The 17,688-nt window shown below is 40.2% G+C and carries 15 protein-coding genes; 3 read left to right on the top strand and 12 right to left on the bottom strand.

Annotated features, from left to right (window positions below; genetic code table 11):
* Nucleotides 1-33: 33 nt before the first annotated feature.
* The 3 genes from NSQ44_RS08570 to ppx all read right to left on the bottom strand — a co-directional run bounded on the left by NSQ44_RS08570 (nt 34) and on the right by ppx (nt 4,823).
* On the bottom strand, nt 34-981 hold the full coding sequence (locus NSQ44_RS08570; RefSeq protein ID WP_063389554.1) for an aldo/keto reductase family protein: 948 nt from the start codon (nt 979-981) through the stop codon (nt 34-36).
* Between the two features lie 164 nt (nt 982-1,145).
* A complete protein-coding gene (locus NSQ44_RS08565) occupies nt 1,146-3,257 on the bottom strand; it encodes an RNA degradosome polyphosphate kinase (protein WP_066246664.1) in 2,112 nt (703 codons plus the stop codon).
* 33 nt (nt 3,258-3,290) lie between these two features.
* Nucleotides 3,291-4,823 (bottom strand): exopolyphosphatase, encoded by a 1,533-nt coding sequence (ppx, locus tag NSQ44_RS08560; protein ID WP_340856524.1) that lies wholly within the window; start codon nt 4,821-4,823, stop codon nt 3,291-3,293.
* A 529-nt stretch (nt 4,824-5,352) separates the two neighbouring features.
* Between ppx and mmgD the strand changes: the two genes are divergently transcribed.
* From mmgD to prpB, 3 genes are all read left to right on the top strand, one after another.
* Nucleotides 5,353-6,462 (top strand): citrate synthase, encoded by a 1,110-nt coding sequence (gene mmgD, locus NSQ44_RS08555; RefSeq protein WP_340856523.1) that lies wholly within the window; start codon nt 5,353-5,355, stop codon nt 6,460-6,462.
* Nucleotides 6,463-6,486: 24 nt separating this feature from the next.
* Entirely contained in the window at nt 6,487-7,935 is a 1,449-nt protein-coding gene (locus NSQ44_RS08550) for a bifunctional 2-methylcitrate dehydratase/aconitate hydratase (RefSeq protein ID WP_340856522.1), read from the top strand.
* A 412-nt stretch (nt 7,936-8,347) separates the two neighbouring features.
* On the top strand, nt 8,348-9,253 hold the full coding sequence (gene prpB / locus NSQ44_RS08545; protein ID WP_063389559.1) for a methylisocitrate lyase: 906 nt from the start codon (nt 8,348-8,350) through the stop codon (nt 9,251-9,253).
* Between the two features lie 84 nt (nt 9,254-9,337).
* Here the strand turns inward: prpB and NSQ44_RS08540 are convergent, their stop codons facing one another.
* The 9 genes from NSQ44_RS08540 to NSQ44_RS08500 all read right to left on the bottom strand — a co-directional run bounded on the left by NSQ44_RS08540 (nt 9,338) and on the right by NSQ44_RS08500 (nt 17,612).
* Nucleotides 9,338-10,210 (bottom strand): hypothetical protein, encoded by an 873-nt coding sequence (locus NSQ44_RS08540; protein ID WP_340856521.1) that lies wholly within the window; start codon nt 10,208-10,210, stop codon nt 9,338-9,340.
* Nucleotides 10,182-10,757 (bottom strand): RNA polymerase sigma factor, encoded by a 576-nt coding sequence (locus NSQ44_RS08535; protein ID WP_063389561.1) that lies wholly within the window; start codon nt 10,755-10,757, stop codon nt 10,182-10,184. The genes NSQ44_RS08540 and NSQ44_RS08535 overlap by 29 nt, the downstream gene beginning before the upstream one ends.
* Before the next feature lie 372 nt (nt 10,758-11,129).
* A complete protein-coding gene (locus NSQ44_RS08530; RefSeq protein WP_340856520.1) occupies nt 11,130-11,783 on the bottom strand; it encodes an MOSC domain-containing protein in 654 nt (217 codons plus the stop codon).
* Nucleotides 11,784-12,049: 266 nt separating this feature from the next.
* Nucleotides 12,050-12,970 carry a malate dehydrogenase gene (locus NSQ44_RS08525; RefSeq protein ID WP_340856519.1) on the bottom strand — a complete coding sequence of 307 codons (921 nt, stop codon included), beginning with the start codon at nt 12,968-12,970 and terminating at the stop codon, nt 12,050-12,052.
* A 202-nt stretch (nt 12,971-13,172) separates the two neighbouring features.
* On the bottom strand, nt 13,173-13,589 hold the full coding sequence (locus NSQ44_RS08520; protein WP_082829330.1) for a MarR family winged helix-turn-helix transcriptional regulator: 417 nt from the start codon (nt 13,587-13,589) through the stop codon (nt 13,173-13,175).
* A gap of 79 nt (nt 13,590-13,668) precedes the next feature.
* Complete coding sequence (locus tag NSQ44_RS08515; RefSeq protein WP_375338809.1) at nt 13,669-15,300, bottom strand: DHA2 family efflux MFS transporter permease subunit; 1,632 nt, start codon at nt 15,298-15,300, stop codon at nt 13,669-13,671.
* Nucleotides 15,301-15,386: 86 nt separating this feature from the next.
* Nucleotides 15,387-16,031, bottom strand: coding sequence for an HlyD family secretion protein (locus tag NSQ44_RS08510; RefSeq protein ID WP_340856517.1), 645 nt, complete (start codon nt 16,029-16,031; stop codon nt 15,387-15,389).
* 424 nt (nt 16,032-16,455) lie between these two features.
* Nucleotides 16,456-17,226, bottom strand: coding sequence for a PP2C family protein-serine/threonine phosphatase (locus NSQ44_RS08505; protein ID WP_340858194.1), 771 nt, complete (start codon nt 17,224-17,226; stop codon nt 16,456-16,458).
* Between the two features lie 68 nt (nt 17,227-17,294).
* On the bottom strand, nt 17,295-17,612 hold the full coding sequence (locus tag NSQ44_RS08500; RefSeq protein ID WP_340856516.1) for an STAS domain-containing protein: 318 nt from the start codon (nt 17,610-17,612) through the stop codon (nt 17,295-17,297).
* Nucleotides 17,613-17,688 lie beyond the last annotated feature (76 nt).

Raw genomic sequence — 17,688 nt, 5'->3', positions numbered from 1 at the left:
TGTTCTTCAATCAAAATTCTGCCATATGGAAAACTACGACAGGATTTGCTCAATTTCCTCGAGCACATCTTCCGTTAATTCCACATCAATTGCTTTGACGTTTTCTTCGACTTGCTCCGGCTTGGTGGATCCGATCAGAGCGCTGGCAACATTCGGCTGCCGCAATACCCAAGCAATCGCCAATTGGGAAAGTTTAATTCCTAATTTATCCGCCACTTTTCCTAATTTTTCTACCTTCAATAAATTTTCATCTGTCAGCAAATCATTGATATATTTATTTGCTTTTGGATCACTCGCACGGCTTCCTTCCGGGATGTCTCCATTGCGCTTATATTTCCCCGTCAGAACACCTTGTGCAAGCGGCGAAAAAACAATTTGGCTAATACCGTTATGTTCGCAGACTGGAATAATCTCCTTCTCAATATAACGGTTCAGCATATTATATTGCGGCTGGTTGACAACGATGCGGTCCAGCAAATATCGATCTGCTGTGCCAAGAGCTTCTTGTATTTGCTGAGCAGTCCATTCACTGACGCCGACATATAACACTTTTCCTTGCCGGACAAGATCATCAATTGTGCGCAGCGTTTCATCGATCGGTGTTTCCGGATCATAGCGGTGGCAGTAATAAATGTCAACGTAATCTAATTGAAGGCGTTTTAAACTGGCATGGAGCTGTTCAAACACATGCTTCCGCGATAAGCCTTTGTCATTGGGGCCATCTCCCATCGGCCAAAATACTTTCGTTGCCAAAACATATGATTCACGCGGATATTTCCGCAATGCTTCACCGACAACCTTTTCCGCTTCCCCAGTTGCATAAACGTTCGCTGTATCAAATGAATTGATGCCTAGCTCATACGCTTTGTCAATCGTCCGAATGGCCGTTTCTTTTTCGATGGAGTTTCCGTATGTAAGCCAGCTTCCCAAGCTGATTTCGCTAACCTTTAGCCCCGTTCTTCCCAATTTGCGATATTTCATTTATTCATCCCCTTTTTTCAAAAAATAGCAAAAAAATTCATTCAAGACTCATTATAATACTAAACATTTCGAATCTGAAAGCAATTTGTTTGAAGGGGACAAAAATCTATCATTTTTCCTCATGTGAAAAAATTCTCTAGTTTTCATAAAACTTGCGCTGCCGATCAGTCAGCGTCATGGTAGCGAACCACTTCTTCATAAAAAATTTTTTGCGAGTTAATGACTGGTTCGTTTTCCGACCGTTCAACATAATGATAATCGCCGTTTGCATCCTGAAAACGTGCTTTGACGTTGTCCTTTAGTTGTATGTCCAAGATGTTTTTCAAACGCTCTTTTAAACGGACATCATAAATCGGAAAAAGAATTTCAACACGTTTAATCATGTTTCTTGTCATCCAGTCAGCAGAGGATAAGAAAATTTTCTCCTCCCCAAAATGGTGAAAGTAAAAAATACGGCTATGCTCCAAAAAGCGGCCGACGATGCTTCGCACTTGAATGTTTTCGCTCACACCTTTTATTTGCGGTCGCAAACAGCAAATTCCCCTTACGATCAAGTCAATTTTGACTCCAGCCTGCGAAGCTTCATAAAGCTTCATGATGATCGTTTTATCTGTTAAAGAATTCATTTTGGCAATAATCCGGCCTTTACCGCTTTTCTGGTGCCATTCGATTTCTTGATTGATGAGTTTGATAAAGGTCTCCCGCATATCATATGGCGATACAGAAAAATGATTCCAATCCGGTTTTTCCGCATAACCGCTCAAATAATTAAAAAAGTTGGTTGCATCGATCCCAAATGTTTCTTCGCTTGTAAAAAAGCCGATATCCGTATACAGTTTCGCCGTGACATCATTGTAATTTCCCGTGCTCAGATGAACGAAGCGTTGAATTTTACCCGTTCCTTCTTCCTGCCGGACGACAAGGGTAATTTTGCTGTGCGTTTTTAAATGGTGAAAGCCGTAAATAACGTGAACTCCGTGCTGTTCAAGCATTTTTGCCCAATGGATGTTGTTCTCTTCATCAAATCTTGCCTTTAATTCAACTAAAACCGTCACCTGCTTCCCGTTTTCCGCCGCTTTTGCCAATGCTTGAACAATCGGCGAATTTCCGCTTACACGATACAGCGTCTGCTTGATTGCCAACACTTGAGGGTCATCCGCTGCACTTTCAATAAATTCAACAACAGGCTGAAAGGACTCGTACGGATGGTGTAATAATAAGTCCCGTTTTAATATAGCTTCGAACAAATTTCCGTTCGGCAAGTCGAGCGGGGGTGGTGGAATGAACGAATCATGAACAAGGTGCTCAAAATCGGTCAGCAAATGGGTATAAAATGGAAATAAAAACGTTAAATCGATCGGGCCGTCCACTTCATAAACATCCATTTTTTGAATTTCCAGCACATCCATTAAATAATTTAAAACACGTTCATCTATCGTTCCTTTTTGAATTTCAAGCCTGACCGCCGCACCCCACTTCCGCTTTTTCAGCTCCTTCTCAATCACTTCCAGCAAATCCCGCGCCCCTTCTTCATCAATGGTCAAATCTGCATTCCTCGTAATGCGAAACGGTGAGACCGAAATGATGTTGTAACCGAGAAACAGTTTGTAAATAAAACTGCTGATCAAATCCTCAAGAAATACAAACTGCCTCTTTCCATCTTGATTCGGCACTTCAATGAATCGAGGCAAAACAGCAGGAACTTGAACGATCGCAAAAAAAGGGTTTTTCCGCTCTTTTTTCTTATATTGAAGCAATACGGCCAAGTTCAACGATTTATTTAAAAGCATTGGAAACGGTCTGTACGCATCGATCGCAAGAGGCGTCAAAACCGGGAAAATTTGCTCATCAAACTTTTGTTCCAAAAAGCGGAATTGTTCGCCAGTTAATTCATTAAGCTTGAGAAATTCAATCCCTTCCTCTTTTAATTCCCCCTGTACATATTCATTAAATATTGCATATTGGCGTTTGACCAATGTGTGGCATTTCGCCGAAATGGCGTTAAGCTGCTGCTTTGGCGTCATGCCGGCTTTATTTTCCGGTAAATTAAAACCAGCTTTTTCTTGATCTTTTAAACCAGCAACCCTCACCATGAAGAACTCATCCAAGTTCGAGCTGAATATAGCTAAAAACTTCATCCGCTCAAGCAAAGGATTTTCAAAGTCAATGGCCTCTTGCATGACACGCTCATTAAATGCAAGCCAGCTTAATTCCCGGTTATTATAAAATTCTGGACGGCTTATATCTGGAATTAATTGTTCTTTCTTATCTTGCATAATTTCGCCCACCTTTTACCTTTCGTATGTCCATTAGACGAGTGTAAATGATAATTCGACTTGGCAGTTAAAAGCGCGTTCCATATGCTTTTTTTGCTTATTTGCTTCCTGCTCTTCAAAAGTATAATCACTGTTGCAGGCTAAAGATATTTCCATCTTTTCCCCCTCCTTTTTGTTCACCTCCAGTTCGGAAATGATTGAACGGTGTGTCGTGTTGAGGGAATAAAGGAATTTCAAAATCGCGCCTAATCGCTCCAGCGATAAAATTTCTTCCTCCGTTAATAATGATTTGTAAGGAGAGATATATTTCATCAAAGCTTTTTTGGACTTGAAGGAAGCGACGCATGCAAGTTTCAGCCGCATTTTATGACTGATTCCGTCAAGCGATCGATTTGTCAAAATATAAAACGTATGCTGACTGCTTGAATGGTGATCGATAAATTCCCCGAATTGAACCAACTTTGTGCTTTTAAACAAAATTTCTTTTTCCTCTTGTGTAAAGGATATGATTTGCTTTGCCTCACATTCACTGACAAATACGTAAGCAAGACGAAGGAGGAATGATGTATTCTTTAAGTTGATTTTATAATCACTGGCAAGCTTGGAAAATGTTTCGTCCGCTACTTGAGAAAAAGATCGAACGTTTAAGTTGGAAAATACCTCCTCAAAAAAGACCCCTTCCCTTAAGCCTTTGCTGCTCATTGTAAAAAATGGAGCTGATACGATTTCCGTCAACGTATAGATTGCCTCAATTGCAGGAATGATGATATCCGCGCGGTCCTTCGACAGCCCATCCAACTTTTGGCGCTCTGAGACAGTCATTCCGATCAGCCATTGATTTATTTTTTTAATTTCATTCGGTTCCATCTCATATTGATGAATACCAAATAACGGGTAATTGGTTTTATTTTGGTGAAGCCTTATTAGATTTCTGGCGCTGCCGCCAATCCCGATTACCGGAACATTTTTGTTTTTGAGCCACTTTTGCGAAGAAAATTCATTTCGCAAAAATGCTGTCAGCTCTTTCATTTCCGATTCTTTCGGTTCACTGTTGGCGATAAACCTTTTCTTTAATGTAAGAGCCCCAAATGGAAAACTGTGTGAATGGACGAGCTCCCGATTTTTAAAATACGCCACTTCCGTGCTTGCTCCGCCTATATCAATGGTTATGCCTTCAGTTAAATATACGGAATGTATAACAGCTAAGTACCCGTAATAGGCTTCTTCTTGACCGGAAAGGACGCGAAAATCGAAATTCGTCTCTCTTTTTATAGCCTCCAAGACCATTTTCCGGTTTTTAGCAGATCTAATAGCTGCCGTTGCAACCCCTTTCGTTTCTGCCACTTGATGAAATTGAACGATTGGAACAAATTTTTTTAAAGAATCGATGACAACCTCGATCCCCTCGTTGGACAAATTTCCTTTGGCGTCAATATACGTAGCTAAACGGGCATTGATCTTAAAATTGTAAAGCTCTTTATATTGTCCATTTTGATCAATATGAAAAATAACGAGGCGAATGGAGTTCGATCCTAAATCTATTATGCCGATTTTTTTCTCTGTCATTTTTCCCATCCTTTTATGAAATCCAATGAAGAAAGTATGTTATTTTTTACTTATATCGTACTATTTTTCCAGTCTATTTAAAAGATTTGAATAGATATAAATTAGTGAAATAATTTTTACAGACAACGTCCAAAAGACATAAAAATCGGCAAGACTGCCGATTGCTGGAAGCTGACTTCCATTTTTAAAGTCAGTTCTTCAAATGAATTTTGTGAAAGCTGTCGTTTTACAAAAACGAAAATTCCGAAGATCCATTTTCTTTTTTTAAAAAATGTGCTATATTTTTTCCAGAAGTAAAAAAATGGTTTCCTAACCATTTAAGCTTCGACAAGGAGAGGCGGTCAATTATAGCAAGATCGCTTTGAGATTTGGGAGAAATGAATAAGCTTTAAGAAATGAACAACGTTATTGTCTCAGCAATTGCCCAATAACAAAATTTGTGAAAGCGATCGATCATCCCGATATTCATTTTTCCCTGTTTGCATCAAAAGTAAAGCGTTTTCGAAAACTTTTGAAGGAGGTATATTTGATGGAGTTTAGACCAGGATTAGAAAACGTAGTGGCAGCTGAGACAACGATTTCGTTTCTCGATGTAGAAAATGAAGAAATTGTCATTCGAGGATACGATTTAATTGAACTTGCCGAAACAAAATCATATGTCGAGGTTGCGTTTTTGCTGCTTGAAGGCAAGCTTCCGTCTGAACAAGAAAGAGCTAGATTTGAAAGCGAGCTTCTAGCAAAAAGAGAGCTTCCAGACGTGCTTTTCGAAGTATTTTCTAAACTGCCGAAGACAACTCATCCAATGGACGCCCTGAGAACAGGCATTTCCATTTTAGCAGGATTTGACCCGCTCATTGATGACAGATCTGAACAGGCCAATAAAACGAAATCTATCAATCTTCTAGGACAGATGCCATCCATTCTTGCCAGCAGTTATCATCTACTCAATCAACAAGAAGTCATTCCACCAGATGAAAATCTCTCCTACAGTGCAAATTTTTTATATATGATTACAGGAAAAAAACCGACTGAACTTGAAACGAAAATATTTGACCGCTCGCTCATCGCTTATATCGAACATGAAATGCCAAACTCTACATTTGCCGCTCGCGTCATATCGTCTACACATGCAGATTTGTATGGCGCTCTCGCCGGTGCGGTTTCCTCCTTGAAGGGACACCTGCATGGCGGAGCCAATGAAGCGGTGATGTATTTAATTGAAGAAGCAGGTACAAAGGAAAATTTTGAACGATTGATTAAACAAAAATTAGCAAATAAGGAACGGATCATGGGATTTGGCCATCGCGTCTATATGAAAAAAATGGATCCAAGAGCATTGCTTATGAAAAAAGCATTGCAGCAGCTGTCCGAACAACGGGGCGATTTTCGATTGCTTGAAATATGCGAAGCCGGGGAAACCATTATGAGAGAGGAAAAAGGATTGTATCCGAACCTCGATTATTATGCGGCTCCTGTCTATTACATGCTTGGCATTCCGATTGATTTATATACTCCTATTTTCTTCAGCGCTCGAACAGCAGGCCTGTGCGCCCATGTGATCGAACAGCATAATAACAACCGTTTGTTCCGTCCGCGCGTGAAATATACAGGAAAACGCTCTTTGAAAGTACAACAGTAATGGATAGCTTAGGAGGTTGTAAAAATGGCAGAAGTACTAGTAAAAAATAATGAAAATCGACAAACAGACAAACTGCTTGAAGAAATTGCCGATTATGTTCTAAATAAAGAAATTCAAAGTAAAGAAGCGTTTGAAACCGCCCGCTATGTGTTGTTAGACACGCTGGGCTGCGGCATACTTGCTCTTCGCTACCCTGAATGCACAAAGCTTTTAGGCCCGATCATTCCGGGGACGGTTGTTCCAAACGGGTGCCGCGTCCCTGGCACTTCATATGTATTAGACCCCGTGCACGGTGCATTTAACATCGGCTGCATGATTCGCTGGCTCGATTATAATGACACTTGGCTTGCAGCGGAATGGGGTCACCCTTCTGATAACTTGGGGGGAATTTTAGCTGCGGCCGACTACATAAGCCGAACGAATGTGGCAGAAGGGAAAAAGCCGCTCAATATGAGGACAGTTCTTGAAGCGATCATAAAAGCACACGAAATTCAAGGGGTGCTGGCACTTGAAAACAGCCTGAACAGAGTCGGGCTTGACCACGTGCTGTTCGTAAAGGTTGCTTCAACTGCTGTCGTTACGAAACTTCTTGGCGGCGGAAAAGATGAAATCATCAACGCCCTTTCCAATGCCTGGATTGACAATTCAAGTCTTCGGACATATCGACATGCTCCAAATACTGGTTCTCGCAAGTCGTGGGCGGCTGGCGATGCAACAAGCCGCGCTGTACGTCTTGCATTTATGGCCATAAAAGGTGAAATGGGATATCCTTCTGCCCTATCGGCTCCGAACTGGGGATTTGAAGACGTGCTGTTCCGAGGACAGAAACTGAAGCTCGCCCGTCCTTTGGAATCATACGTAATCGAGAATATTTTATTTAAAATATCATATCCAGCAGAGTTTCATGGGCAAACAGCTGCTGAATGCGCCATTGAGCTTCATCCTGAAGTAAAAGATCGCCTTGATGAGATCGAAGAAATCACGATCACGACGCATGAATCAGCCATTCGCATCATCGACAAAACGGGACCTCTTCTCAATCCGGCTGATCGTGATCATTGCCTTCAATATATTACTGCCATCGGTCTTATTTATGGCGATTTAACAGCGGATCATTACGAAGATGAAATCGCACAAGACCCTAGAATCGATGCGCTTCGTGAAAAAATGACAGTTGTGGAAAATAAACAGTTCAGCAAAGATTATCTCGATCCGGACAAACGGTCAATTGCAAACGCAGTTCAAATACGGTTTAAAGACGGAACGGAAACGCGCCAAGTTGTGCGGGAATATCCAATCGGCCACAGATTCCGCCGTCAAGAAGGTCTGCCTAAGCTGATCCAAAAATATGAAAACAATTTGGCAACACGGTTCCCAAACAAGCAGCTCAAGCAAATCTTAGACGTTTCACTTGACCAGAACGTGCTGGAAGAGACGTTTGTACATGAGTTTGTAAACTTATTTGTTATATAAATCCGGGGCAGATCACACGTTGTTTTGCATCAGATGCATGTTACTTTGGCGCAATTTCATTGTTTGGCAAGAAAAAACATGTTATAAACCTTGTAAGACATTTGAGATAACTCTATCGAGCTTGTGTGGCAATCGACCACACCAAAAAATGTTCTGTAAAGCGAAAATTTTTTGGGCAGGCAAAAAGAACGAAAAGAATCGATTTTGTACCAAATGACGGAAGTTAACAGACAAAAGATCAGGGTACAAAACAGACCGTAAGCGAAGCGTGGATACAGGGCGGCACCCTCAAGTAGACTTGACGAGCTAAGCAAAGGCAGCGCTCGTTTAATGAAAAACGCGGCTTGCCTCTAGAAACGTAATTAATGGTTCTGTAAAGCTAAGATGAAATGACAGAAAAGAAGGTGATTCCATGGTTTGGATCGTTGAAAAAGAATCGACACAAGAGGAGTTGGCCGATCGGTTTCGAACGTTAATGAACGCACCGGAAATCCTTCAAATTCCTGGAGCCCATGATGGAATGGCTGCACTTATAGCGAGAAAAGCAGGATTTCAAGCGCTTTATTTGTCAGGCGCCGCCTATACCGCGAGCCAAGGGCTTCCTGACTTGGGCATCGTCTCGTCAGAAGAGGTTGCCCGCCGGGCGCGGGAAATCGTGCGGGCGGCTGATCTGCCGCTTCTCGTTGACATTGATACCGGTTTCGGCGGTGTTTTGAATGCCGCCCGAACAGCTAAAGAAATGGTAGAAGCACGAGTAGCTGCTGTCCAAATCGAAGATCAAGATCTTCCGAAAAAATGCGGACATTTAAACGGCAAAAAGCTTGTGTCTGTAGAGGAGATGATGCAAAAAATTAAAGCTATTAAACAGGCAGCGCCGACTCTTGTCGTTGTTGCCAGAACGGATGCCTATGCAGTTGAAGGAATTGAAAGCGCCATTGAACGCGCCAAAAGATATGTTGAAGCGGGAGCAGACGCTATTTTTCCTGAGGCTCTTTCGACCAAAGAAGACTTTTTAAAGGTGAGCCGGGCAATTTCAGCTCCTCTTCTCGCAAACATGACAGAGTTTGGAAAAACTCCTTACTATACAGCAGAAGAATTTTCGGAACTCGGCTATTCAATGGTGATTTATCCTGTTTCATCTCTTCGCGCCGCCGCTAAAGCGTATGAACGCCTATTCCAAACCATTAAATCGTCTGGAACTCAAAAAAGCGAGCTCGAGAATATGCAAACTCGCAAGGAACTTTATGAAGTGATTCATTACGATGATTTCGAAGCGCTCGACCAAACGATTGCAAAAACAGTATTGCCTGAAGATTAACCATCCACGGGGTTTGCCCCGTGGATGAAAAAGTATTTACCGGAAAAAATAGTAGCTGCTCACATTTCTGATTCATAAAACTTTTTAATCCCACAATCCTTTTTTCGTGTCCTTCCATTCCCATTGCTCCAAAATCGTTGTTGTTTTTGAACCCCATCCTTCCAATGCTTCATTAGCAAACTCTCTCTGTATATAAAAGTACTGTCTGTTATGCTCGCTTAAATAAATCTCGCCCGTTCTCGTCTGCTCTACATTTTCATAATGAAAGGAACGGAGAGACCAATCAGGTATATTTCTTTTCTCTTCTTCTTCCGCTGATAAAACTTTATAAGAAACATTTCCCAGCAATTCATCTGTAATGTAATTTTCCGCCTCTCCTAAAGATGTCCCTTTTGGAAAAAACATGACATCAACTTCCCCATATTTTTCATTCACCGCTATCAGCTTTGCTCCGATCAAATTTTTTTCTTCAATATATTCTGCCTGCCAACGATCCGGAATATATGTGGTAAAAGGTAGTTGCTTTATGTTTACGAGGTGATACAGCTCCTTTTCTTCCATTCCTTCCAATGAAATTGTCATTTCGATCGATTCAGGTCGGTTGATATCTCCTTTTTCTTCTTCCTTTTCTGCATTTTGAGATTGTTGGGGAGACATTAGTATGCTTTGTTGATCTGAATGCTGACCGCCTTCTTTCGTCTCATTTGTTTGAAAAGGAGGAAAAATCATTAGAAGGATGCATACAGCTGCTGCGGCCGCAAATGAGAATACAAGCTGAAGCTTGCTAACGGCTTTTTTCCTTCTCTCTTTATTTCTAGCTAATTCAATTCCGGCTAAAGCTTTTTGAAAACTTTTTTCTTTAAATTCATCTGTCGGTTCTATATAAAAGTGATGAAAAAGCTGTTTTATTGACTCTTCACGCTTTTCGCTATTCGGCGGTACGAGTTGTTTTTTCATGATCATTCACCTCGCTTTTTAAATGGGCTGACAATTTCTTTTTAGCCCTTGTTTGCAGTGATTTAACCGCCATAACCGTTTTCGACATTACCTTGGCTGTTTCTTTTATAGACATTCCTTCAAAAAATCTTAAATAAAGGACCGTCTTTTCATCCGGGGACAATTTTTCCATACTGGCCATGATCTGTTCTCTGAGCGAATATTCCAGAATATTTTGTTCTACTAAATGTTTATCCTGTTTATGCCCTAAGTCCTCGGGGCTTAAATAGACTGTGTTATTTTCTTTTTTATACTTGCGATGGTAATCGATAACAACCCGCCTTCCAATTGTAAACAGCCAAGTTTTAAAGCTTGATCTTCCTTGAAAGTTCGCTAAATGAACCGCCATTTTATACATGACATCTTGAGCAATTTCTTCTGACCGATGATAATCCCCCGTCTGCATATATGCATAGCGGAGCACTTGGCCAATGTAGCGGTCATGAAGCTCACGGAAGGCTGAATCGTCCCCCTCTAAAGCCTTTTGAACCAAATCTTCATCTCGCATGCCGAGGTGCACCTCTCTTTCTCGTACAATCAATTAGACGAAATGCTGGAGAAAAAGTATCGAATCATGCAGATTCTAGTTGCAGAAATAGATTGGAGGAATTCCCATTTTCTCACAAAAAGCAAGAACTCAAATTTTGGAGCTTTTTAGATGGCAAAGTTTTGTAAAATAAGCCAACGATCTGCCCTGCATCAGTGGATCGTTGGCTTATTATATGGGAAGTAGCTGAAATGTAAGACGCTCTCTCCACAGAAGTTCAACCTTTGAAAATAGTAATCTAAAAACAACGATCATTGAAATTTTAATGATCTCTTTTGCATTTCTAATTTATATACAAGCCGATTTTCCAACCCCTTCTTTTGGTAGATGTTCCTAAATGGATTGTAAGCGTTTCATCAATGAATCCCGAAAGCTTTCCGATAGTTCGTCCACACGAAGAATTTGTTCAATTCCTTCTTTATTTGTTTTATCATGAAACATGATTTGATTCGCAAAAGAAACCGTTATGTTTAGCGGATGTTTTTCAATGAGCTGCAAGCTTGATTGTGTCTCCACCCAGCCTTCTTTCAGCACCCGAAAATAAAAACCGGTATAACCAGTATGTTGAACACGAAGCGGCAAGTCATTCACCCTGTGCTTTTTGGCAATCTTATGGCATGGCTGCCGAGGCTGGCTAACTTGCACAACCGCTTCCCCTAATTGGAACGTATCCCCGATGCAAACTTCTGTTTCCAACAAGCCTTTTACTGTCAAATTTTCACCAAATGCCGCCACATCCAGCTTTCTTTCAAGCTCATGCTCCCAATAGGCATAATGATCATACGGATAAACGCATACCGCTTTATCTCTACCGCCATGATGAACAAGATCTGCCTGACCATCGCCTGAAAAATTAAGAAATGACAAAAAAACCGGTCCATCAACAGGCTGCTTTTGAATTCCAGTGACGAATTCTTTGCCGTTATAGATGAAATTTTTCGGTTTTCCTACATTTATAGAAATAATTTCATAAGTTTTTGCTTCCATTTTGATCAACTCCATTAATTCTTTAAGATCTTCCAACTTCGTTTGGGAGCAGCAATAGATTATCGTTAAGCGGCAAGTCTGCAGTTTGTATGATTTTCAAAAAATCATACAGGATAAAAAAATCTATTCCTGTGCTGTAACCTCCTAAAATGGTTAAAAAGCTGAATTGGGGAACAACCAAACAAAAACTAGCATAGTTTATAGTGAGCTTTTTATTGTCTACTAGATAGATTGATGCGCTCTTTTTGAAGAAAATTCCATTTTGTCTATTTTTTATTCATGATAAACTCGTTGATGAGACGCTTCACTTTTTCAGCAGATTGTTGAAATAACTCTTTTTCCTTTTGATCGATTTCCCATTCAAGGATGCTTTGGATGCCTGTATGATTCACTGTTAGAGGTACACCTAAACTAATGCCAGAAACGTCGTATTCTCCGTTTAATACCGCAGAACCGATTGCTGTCGACGTTTTTGGTTGAAGCAGCTGATCAATCAGCCTTTCCATACCGACGGCAGACGTCCACCCGGTTGTTCGGTTTATGCCTAGGTCATTGAAGTTTCGAAACCAATTTGTCAGCTTTTCTTTAACTTGAATTTTCTGATCTTCTGATAAAAGCAGCGGCTTATAGTTTACTTTGACTTGGCTGAAAAGCGGAACTTGTGTTTCTCCGTGCTCACCTATAACAGGGCTTGATACTTTATCATTCTCGTGTAGCTTTAGAACTCGGCGAAGCGCCCATTCAAACCTGTAGGAGTCATTCATGGTGTATCCGATTAATTTTTTCTTATCAAATTGAAACGTATGAACTAAATAGTAATTCAGAACATCGACTGGATTGGAAGCGGTGATAATCAAAGCGTTTGGGGCATGTTTTGCGACGGCTTCTCCGATTTGACGAAACAATTGCAAGTTTCCTTCTAAAAACTCATCTCTAGAAGAAATATCGGTTCGGTTTGGGATGGCTGCCGTAATGATGACGATATTAGAGTGCTTTAAATCGTGAAAAGTCCCTTTATAAATCGTTTTGGACGGATAAGCATTTTCCAAATCCATTAAATGATTGAGCAGCAGCTTTTCATTTTGATCGATGAGACAAATTTCATCGATCGCTTTTTTCCCTGCTAATTTGAAAGCGATGGCGGCTCCAAGAGTTCCTGCTCCGCCAATGATCGTAATTTTGCACATTTTCTTTTCCCCCTTTGCAGCCGTTAAGATTCCTCTCCACGTCAAACAGGCAGCATGACCCGTTTTGACATTGAATACACAAATTTCCCCGTCTTGTCAATGGATCATCTCTGAAAAAGTGCACCGTTTTAAAACAAGCTCGTCTCTTTTTGACTAAAATTACAAAGTCAGGCACTACTGATTTTGAATAACACGGACGATATTATGGTATTTTCCGCAAAAGTCGAATTAAATCTTGAATTTCTTCTTCTGTAAATGCGTTGAATTTGGAACGCATATATTGAATCAAGTCCTGTTGAACCGCTATGATGGTTTCTTCTCCTTTTTTTGTTAAAGAGATTTGGACAATTCGGCGGTCCTTCTTTGATCTATTCCGTTCGATGTAGCCTTTTTCGATTAGCTGATCAGTAATACCTGTGAGGAAACTGGGAGATATATCAGATTCTTGGGAAATGGTAGATAGTTTTTGAGGGCCGTTTTTCAGCAAAAACTTCATAATAAAAAATTCATTTCTTGACAAGCCATATTTTTTTCCCATTGTATAAAAATTTCGCAAATCACGAAAAATCCTTATAAATTCGTTCTCTAATTCCGTCATGGAGGAGGATGTCGGATTCATAATATTACTTTCCCTTCCTTTCACATATATAAAGGGTGTCCTCTGCCGGACATCCCCGTTTCATTCATTATATCTTTGTTTATAACTCTTGGGAAGATGCTTCGGTTTTAACTTTTGCTGCTTCGAACGAGCTTTCCTGGAGCGTTTTCTTTGGTGTTTTCAAGAAAAAGGAAAGAACTAGCGCGATGAATGCCAAAACGGTCGCAATGTAAAATGCATCGTTGATCCCTTCGATGGTTGATTGCTGCAATGCCTGCCCTAAAAGTGCCTGAGCACCAATAGTTTGACCAGCATGTGCAGAAAGTCCGGCTGATTGAGCCATACTGCTGCCAAGTGCTTGCAGCTGATTCATCAACATTGGATCAGTTTTTGACACAAGATTCGTATAATCTGATAAATGATTTGTTGATTGCTGTGTCATAACCGTTACTAATAATGCGGTTCCAATAGATCCAGCCACTTGGCGTATCGTATTCGACATGGCTGTTCCATGGGAAATCATCTTTAATGGCAGCTGATTCATACCGGCAGTCATGATCGGCATCATGATCAATGACATTCCGAAAGACCGCAGCATATATATTCCTAATAAGGTTGTGTAGGGCGTATCGGCCGTCAGCTGCGTGAATTCATATGTTCCATATGTTGTAATGGCCAAACCGACAATTGCTAATCCTCTTACACCATATCGATCGAAAATTTTTCCTGCTATCGGCCCCATTAATCCCATGATCATTGCTCCTGGAAGCAATAATAAACCCGATTCAATCGGTGTAAAACCGCGAATATTTTGTAAATAAATCGGGAGAAGCAGCATTCCTCCAAATAATGCCATAGTAACAATCGAGTTGATAATTAATGTGAACGTAAAGAGGTTGTACTTAAATACTCTTAGTTCAAGCAGAGGTTTTTCCACATTCAATTGTCTTACGGCAAAGAAAATTAAAAAAACAACTCCGACCATTAAGCTGATGATAACTTCCGCGCTTGACCATCCTTTGCTTCCAGCCTCGCTAAACCCGTATAAAATGCCGCCGAATCCAATACTTGAATAAACAATCCCTTGGATATCAAACGTCGGGCGAGTTAATTCTTTTTCTAAACGGAACCAAATAAAGGCGAAAAAGATATCAATTAAACCGATCAAAGCCATCGCGTAGAACAAAAAATGCCAATCATAATTTTGCACAACCCATCCTGAGAGTGTCGGACCAATTGCAGGAGCCAGAATCATGGCAATCCCCATCGTCCCCATGGCTGTTCCTCTTTTTTCAGGAGGAAAAACAGTCAAAAAAATGTTCATGCCAAGCGGCATTAAAATTCCTGCACCAATCGCCTGAATAATTCTGCCAATCATCACCAATGGAAATGTTGCTGATACGGCACAAACGAGCGATCCAATTGTAAACGAGATCATCGCTGTAATAAACAGCTTGCGAAAACCGAAATTTTCAACTAAAAATGCGCTGATCGGTATTAAAATTCCGTTTGCAAGCATAAAGCCTGTCATCAGCCATTGTGCTGTTGTCGCATTGACATTTAAATCCGTCATCATGACCGGAAGCGCTACATTTAAAATTGTTTGGTTCAAAATCGCAATGAACATTCCAAACATTAAAACGAACAGCACTTTTCCAACCGGCACTTCCTTATCAAGTGCTTCCTCTTTTTTTGTATGCCAGTTTTTCTTTCTGACAAGGAAAACATTCATGACGACCAGCACAATCAGAGTGAAAAACGTATAACTGATGATAAACGGCATGCTTCCACCTCCTTCAGTTTATATGGTTAAATCATTTATTTATGGATGCGTACTTTTGCATTCATTCCCGGCATAATTCCTAGCCCTTTTGCATCCGCAATAGATATTTTCACAGGAATCACCTGTGTTACTTTCGTATAGTTTGCGTCCGCATTTTCACTTGGAAGCAATGAGAAGACGCTAGCTGTTGCTTTTCCGATTTGCTCTACTTTTCCCGAAAGTTTAGACTCGCTGTACCCGTCGATGTAAATATCAACATCTTGACCAACTTTTACATCCCCAATAATGGTTTCTTTAATATTGGCAGTGATCCATAAATGATCGAAATCATATGCATATGCCAAAGGGGTACCAGCTGCCACAAATGAATTTTCTACCGCATTTGTTTGGACAATCGTTCCGGACTGGGGCATTTGAATGCTGACAGGTTCATCCTCCCCAGGTAGGGCTAATTTTCCAATGACTTTATCTTTCTGAAATTGTGCTCCAACCTTTCCATCAAATTTTGTCAAGACGCCGGAAGCAGGGGCGGCGATCACTAATTGCTGTCCGTCCACTTTTGCGTAATCTGTTTTAATATAGTTGGCCGACTCATTGTAATAATAAAATCCGGCAAAACCTCCTAAAACCAAAACAACGAGAACAACAATATTTAATATGACCAACTTTTTCACATTCATTTTTTATCACCCTTACAAAAAATATTCATTAAATAAATATTTCATTTTACGAAATATTTATAAACTGCATTATTTATCATATGACAATCGTTTATCCGAGTCAATGTTTTTCGTGTACCGAAATATATATATAAAAATGACCCAGACAGTACAATGGACTGTTTGGGTCATTTTGTCCAAAAAGCATGATCATGCTCCATTCGATTTTTGATAAAAAGCTGCTGAAAACATTCATGAAAGTCCAAGACAAACGAACGAAATCTCAAAAAGAAAACGGTTTAAATAAATCACATTGTAAAAATGCTGCATGAAAAGGAAAAGAGCAGCTATGATAAAAGCGATTCCCAGCCCAAGATTTATTTTTCCAACTAGTGTAAAATTGTTTATTTCAACTCCTCCAAACAATCACGTTTTCAAACAAACGTTACATGACAGGCGAATTTAAACTTGAAATATCGACTTTTTGTTTCCCTACTTTTAAGAATACCATAGTCATATCATCTTTTTGCGGAACGCCTTCTGTAAATTTATGAATCGATTCCAGCACTTTTTTTTCAATCTCCCCGGCATTTTTATCCTGATTTTGTTTTAACGTTTCGATCAGCCGTGCCAATGTAAATTGCTCACCGTGTTTATTCTGCGCCTCAATGATTCCGTCTGTATAAAAGAAAATTGAATCATGTTCAAATAATTGGATCGATTCTTCATGGTAAATTTGATTAGGAAGACCGCCAATCATAATCCCTTTCACTTTTGGAAGCTCATGTACCGCATCGCCTCTTATAAACAGCGGAAGATGATGGCCAGCATTTGCATATGTAAACGTTCCCGACAGCGGATCCCAATCGGCACAGAAAACGGTAACAAAAGATTTTAACTTTCTCAAATCATTGTATAACGCTTTGTTCATTGCAGTCAGCGTCTTTCCGGGGCTTTGCGTGCTTTCAGCGGCTGTCCGAAAGGCGCCGCGCGTTAAGATCATGAGCATCGCAGCAGGAATCCCTTTTCCCATCACATCCCCAATAACGATGCGCACTTTACCGTTGACAAGCGGATAAAAGTCGTAATAATCCCCGCCAATTAATCGGGCAGGTATAGAATAGCCAAATACCTCTCCCCCTTCGATCGATGGAGCATGCCCGTTCAACAACGTTGTTTGTATCGTCCGTGCCAAGTTTATTTCCCTTTGCAGCATTTGTTCCTTTCTCTTAACATCTTCTATCGTATAGGAAGATTGCTGATACGTTAAAAAGTCTCTTTGCATCAAACAACCTCCCCTTGAATCGATTTTAAAATTTCGTATAGTCCAACTGTTTCAAATAAATGGTTTGTGAAGTCATTCATACCTTTAAAAACTAATTTTATGTTTTTTTCTTGAGATAAATAAATTAAATCGATGATTTCACCAATGCTGGATGAATCAATGAATTCCAAATAGCTAAAATCAATCGTCAATACTTGAAAATTGCCGATTTCATTAAAATGACCATGAAACACATGAGCCGTTGAAATATCTAAAACTCCTTTAATGTATAATGTGAGGTTTTGATCTTGAATTTCCTTTTGAACCGTAAGACCCATACATACCCTCCTTGGCAGAAAAACTGAGCAATCATTTTCACCTTTATGTGTTTCATGATTCTTGAACTTTAAATTT

The organism is Aeribacillus sp. FSL M8-0254 (assembly GCF_038008845.1).
Classification (GTDB): Bacteria; Bacillota; Bacilli; order Bacillales; family Aeribacillaceae; genus Aeribacillus; species Aeribacillus composti.
The sequence above is the reverse complement of the archived record's forward strand: the minus strand, read 5'-3'. Positions and strand labels throughout refer to the sequence as shown.